Here is a 562-nt window from a genome sequence, read left to right on the forward strand (position 1 = left end):
GGTTAATCCGCCCAGGGTGAGTCGGGACCTAAGACGAGGCCGACAGGCGTAGCCGATGGACAACGGGTTGATATTCCCGTACCCGTGTGAACGCGCCCATGGTGAATCAGTGATACTAACCGCCCTGAAGCCGGCTGTGTTCCTTCGGGAATGTGGTCGGGGGATGCGCGGGACCTGATCTGGTAGTAGCCAAGCGATGGGGTGACGCAGGAAGGTAGCTGGGCCAGTGAGTGGTAGTACTGGTGTAAGCGTGTAGGGAGTGACATAGGCAAATCCGTGTCGCACATATCCTGAGACGTGATGCGTAGCCGTTGAGGTGAATTCAGTGATCCTATGCTGCCGAGAAAAGCCTCTAGCGAGCTTTCACACGGCCCGTACCCCAAACCGACACAGGTGGTCAGGTAGAGAATACTAAGGCGATCGAGATAACTATGGTTAAGGAACTCGGCAAAATGCCCCCGTAACTTCGGGAGAAGGGGGGCCTCGGCTGGTGACGGAACTTGCTTCCTGAGCTGGGAGGGGCCGCAGAGACCAGTGAGAAGCGACTGTTTACTAAAAACAC

At 56.4% G+C, this 562-nt stretch carries 1 rRNA gene; it reads left to right on the forward strand.

The features are described from left to right. Window positions 1–562 (forward strand): 23S ribosomal RNA (locus AC1DYG_RS19020); the annotation flags it as partial.

This window comes from Pedococcus sp. P1_H8 (assembly GCF_056405175.1).